This is a genomic window from Candidatus Cloacimonadota bacterium (assembly GCA_020532355.1).
Taxonomy (GTDB): domain Bacteria; phylum Cloacimonadota; class Cloacimonadia; order Cloacimonadales; family Cloacimonadaceae; genus UBA5456.
The window spans coordinates 1-4,577 of sequence record JAJBBD010000224.1 but is presented as its reverse complement, the minus strand read 5'-3'; the positions used below and the strand labels follow the sequence as shown (position 1 = coordinate 4,577).

4 protein-coding genes are annotated in these 4,577 nt (G+C 46.0%); all 4 read left to right on the top strand.

The window, feature by feature from the left end; translation table 11 throughout:
* A partial coding sequence (locus LHW48_07640) for an HsdR family type I site-specific deoxyribonuclease (GenBank protein ID MCB5260328.1) occupies positions 1 to 3,078 on the top strand: 3,078 nt, incomplete at its 5' end.
* Positions 3,075 to 3,752: a M48 family metallopeptidase gene (locus tag LHW48_07635; GenBank protein MCB5260327.1), complete on the top strand. Its 678-nt coding sequence runs from the start codon at positions 3,075 to 3,077 to the stop codon at positions 3,750 to 3,752. The genes LHW48_07640 and LHW48_07635, both read left to right, overlap by 4 nt.
* A 27-nt stretch (positions 3,753 to 3,779) precedes the next feature.
* Complete coding sequence (locus LHW48_07630) at positions 3,780 to 4,139, top strand: hypothetical protein (GenBank protein MCB5260326.1); 360 nt, start codon at positions 3,780 to 3,782, stop codon at positions 4,137 to 4,139.
* Between the two features lie 33 nt (positions 4,140 to 4,172).
* Positions 4,173 to 4,577 (top strand): DUF4365 domain-containing protein (locus LHW48_07625; GenBank protein MCB5260325.1); only part of this gene is annotated, 405 nt, incomplete at its 3' end.

Genomic DNA, 4,577 nt, shown 5'->3' with positions numbered 1-4,577 from the left:
CTGAAACGAATCAACCTGACTGAAGACGGCAGAAGCTGGCTGACGGATAAACAGCTTGAGGCGGTGCTAAGCGAGCTGACCATGCATCCCGGCATGGACTTGCTTAAGGCAAATCAGGCAGTGTATGAGCTTCTGACCCGCAATACGACGGTGGATCAGAATGAGCTGACCGGAGAGCAAAACCCCACGGTGAGGTTGATTGATTTTACCAATCCTGAGCGCAATAGCTTTATCGCCATTAACCAGTTCAAGATCGAGACCCCAGGAGCCAGCAGACAGGCTATCATTCCGGACATTGTGCTGTTTATCAATGGCTTGCCGATCGTGGTAGTGGAATGCAAAGACATGGACGTGGCTCAGCCCTTGAGCGAAGCATTTATTCAGATCAACCGCTATGCGAATCTGCGAGTGGATGATTATGGCATCAAGGAAGGCGAAGAGCGGCTTTTCCATTGCAATCTCTTTAACATTGTCACTCATGGCAATGAAGCCCGGTTTGGCACCATCACAGGCGAATTTGACCACTATCTGAACTGGAAGGACATCTTCCCGGAGGAGTACAAAACTATCTCCGTATCACCGGATGAGCAGCGTCAGGAAGTGATGATTCATGGGATGCTGAATAAAGCCATCCTGCTGGACATCTTGAAGAACTTCACATTATACATGGAGATCAAGAGAGGCGAAAAGGTAAAGATCGTCTGCAGGTATCAGCAATACAGAGCTGTGGGTAAAATCCTCGAGCGTCTCAGAACCGGGAAGACACCCTTTGAACGTAGTGGAGTTATCTGGCATACTCAAGGCTCAGGGAAGTCCCTGACTATGGTGTTCCTGATCAAGAAACTGCGGGATACGGATGATCTGAAGGATTACAAAGTGATCATGGTCAATGATCGGCTGGACTTGGAAGATCAGCTTTCGCACACCGTGACTTATACAGGAGAAAGCCTCACGCTGATTGAGCACAAAAGGGATCTGGATAAGCTGAAGAACACCAGTTCCAATCTGAATATGGTGATGCTACACAAGTTCCTGATCAGTGGATCTGTATCAGCGGAATCGCTATTGGCAGCGGGGATTGTGCCTAAGTATGAAGAATTCCCTGAGCTGAATACCAGTGAGCGGATACTACTGCTTATAGACGAGGCACATCAAGATCAGGGTGGCGATATGGGCGATAACCTCTTCCTGGCATTTCCGAATGCGGTCAAGATCGCTTTCACCGGAACTCCGCTGCTCACCGAAAGACATCGGCAGAAGACCCATGAACGTTTTGGCAGCTTCATCGATGTGTATAAGATGAATGACTCGGTGGCAGACAGAGCCACAGTGGACATTCTCTATATAGGCAGGACCAGCCAGGACAAGCTGACTGATGCTGAGATGTTTAAGCGTGAGTTTGAAGATATGTTCAAAGAACGCAGTGAAGAAGAGCGGTTGGAGATACAAAAACGCTATGGCACAGAGATGGCTTATCTGGAATCCAAAGAGAGAATCCGGGCTATCTCGGAAGATATCATCGAACACTATACTCGGGAAATCCTCCCAAACGGCTTAAAAGGGCAGGTGGTGGCGAGTTCTATCGTGGCGGCATGTCGGTATAAGTATGAGCTGGAAAATGCGCTAAAACGGCTAATATCGCGTGAGGAAGCAAAAGCTGATGCTGAGCGGGATGATGAACTGCTGAAACAGATGAAATTCATCAAGATCTGCACAGTGGTCTCGATGATGGACAACAATGAGCCGGGCTATGTATCGATGGCTCGCAGACAGGCTCAGGATATGGATGCGGTGGAGAGCTTCAAGAAGGATTTTGACGAGAGTAAGCCGGAAAGCGGCGTGGCAATCCTCTGCGTTTGCGATAGGCTTTTAATGGGCTTTGATGCTCCAATCGAGCAAGTGATGTACCTGGACAAGAACCTGAGAGAGCATCGGCTGATGCAAGCCATTGCCAGAGTAAACCGTACTAAGGTGATGAAAAGCGGCTACGTAAAAGAGCATGGCATCCTGGTGGATTACTTTGGAGTGGCATCGCATCTGAAAGAAGCACTGGCTATCTTTACCGATACCGATGTACAGGAATTGAATGATCTGAGCGCTTACTTCCGGGGATTGGACAAAGAGATTCCGGTCTTGGAATCCCGCTTCAGAAGGCTGATTCAGTTATTTGTAGATAAAGGCATAATCCGCATTGAGGCGTTTTTGCATCAGAGAATCGGAGATAATGAGGAGGAATGGGTACTGGTGGAGGATTGCCTACAATTGGGTGCGGATGTGAGGTTCCGAGCGCAGTTCGATACTTATCTGAAAGCCTTCTTTGATAGCCTGGAACTGCTGTTCAATGCAGCAATGGCGAGAGATTACTATGTGCCCGCCAAGAGATTTGGTTATCTGATGATGCGCATGCGGAACCGCTATCACGATCCGACGATGGATTTGAAGTGGGCAGGGGCTAAGGTGCGAAGATTAATCGATAAATATCTGATATCAGAAGGGATCAATCACAAGATTGCGCCTGCCAAGCTGCTTTCTGATGAATTCCCCAAGCAGATGCGTGATCATAACAAAACCGGAAAAGCCAAAGCGTCTGAGATGGAGCATGCCATCCGCTGGCACATTAAAGTTAACATGGAGAAAGACCCTGCTCTCTATACGGGGTTCCATGAGCGGCTGCAGAAGATTCTGGATTCGTATAAGGAACACTGGGATAGGATCATCGAGGAACTCACCAAGCTGAGAGAGGATATTGGCAAAGGCAGAGCTGATGAAGCGGGCATTGTCGATAGTCCGGTGATGCCATTTCTGGACTTGATGCTGATGGAAGCAGGGATAGCAATGGACAGCAAGGAAGCAATTGACGCCGCCAAGCTATCAGAATTCATCTATAGCAGGATCAAAGAATCACTCTCGATACCCAACTTCTGGCAGAAGCCCAATGAACGCAGACGCTTGGAAGGCGATTTACAGGACGAGCTTGAATATTGCGGAATAGAGCCATTGCAGGAAGTGGCAGCTAAGCTGACGGCAGAGCTTATCAATCTGGCTCACAAACGGGAAGCAGAGGTGAAGGGTTCATGAGCCTCGATTACAAGATTGTAGTAAGACATAGCAAGCGCAAGACGGCATCGATATACATCGAGAGGGATAGCTCTATTACAGTGATTGTACCGCTCGGGACAAGCGATAGTGAAGTGCAGAACCTGCTGAGCAAGAACGAGTATAAGATACATAAGTATCAGGCAAAACGTGCGCTCCTGAATGAGAAAGCGGTCAAACGGGAACTGGTGAATGGGCAATCCTTCCTCTATCTGGGCAGGAATTATTATCTGCAATATAGCGATGAGGTCGATGGCATACAGTTCAGAGGCAGGCATTTTTACGCTCCGGAAGGCTCTGAGGATAAGCTGAGAGATATGTTCAAAGAGTTCTATCGCCTTCGTGGAAGGATTTTTATCGAGCCCAGAGTACAGCGCTTTGCTCAGATGATGGGGCTGAAGGTGGAAGTAATATCTATCATCGATCTGAAGAATAGATGGGCTTCGTGTTCGGTTAAGAGACCTAAGGTCAATTTCAATTGGAAGATCATGATGGCGCCGGTGAGTGTGATCAACTATCTGATAGTGCATGAGCTAGCGCATTTCAAACATAAGAGGCACAGTAAGGACTTCTGGAATGAAGTGGATAAGATTGTCCCGGAATATCAGAAACAGGTGCAGTGGCTAAAAGACAATGGGGCGGGGTTGGATGTGTAACGTTATTGAAATGAAGAGGTGTAGAATATGGACATAACAACCATAGTAGTGTATTTGATAGGCGGTATTGGAATCGGATCTGTCATTACTACGATAATAACGACTATATCGAGAAAGAGGGAGATTCTCAACGAAAGGGTTTATAAAGAAAAGAGGGGTGCTTATCTGGGGCTTCTCAGATCGCTTCATAATGCAGCTGTTGAGCCATCAGAAAAGAATGCGAAAGAATACGCACTTTGGCAAACCCGAATTCAGCTATTTGGGTCAAAGGAGTCAGCAGATTTTGCACAGAAAATTGTTGATACTGCTCCTGGTTCAGGTGTTAGGCATTTGGCATTTGAAGGCTTGCTAAAGGCTATGAGAGATGACTTGAAAAACTGCAAGTAAATAATACAATGTATGAAATGACAAAGGAGTAATATGCCTAAGAGACCTAGATCACATAGACTTGAAGATGAATCAAAGAATAAACTAAGATTACTACTACCAGAAAGATGGGCATACAGAGATAAAACTCATGATTACGGGATTGATGGCGAAGTTGAGTTGTTTGATGAAAACGATAAAGCAAATGGCCTCATCTTCTATGTTCAACTCAAAGCAACCGATTCAAAACAAAGTAGGGTCATCCATTCAGTTAAAATGGATATTAAAACGATAAGATATTTCTATTCACTTGATGTCCCTGTTCTGATTGTCAGATATTCTTCTCTTAGAGACGAATTCTATATAAAATGGACTAGTTCAATTGATCTTTACTACTCAAAACCTGATTCTAAGACAATCACTATCCGATTTAACGAAGTCGATAAATGGGATGGTGAT

Coding starts and splice junctions, on each gene's coding strand:
- LHW48_07635 (MCB5260327.1), top strand. CDS start 3,075: ATGAGCCTCGATTACAAGATTGTAGTAAGACATAGCAAGCGCAAGACG.
- LHW48_07630 (MCB5260326.1), top strand. CDS start 3,780: ATGGACATAACAACCATAGTAGTGTATTTGATAGGCGGTATTGGAATC.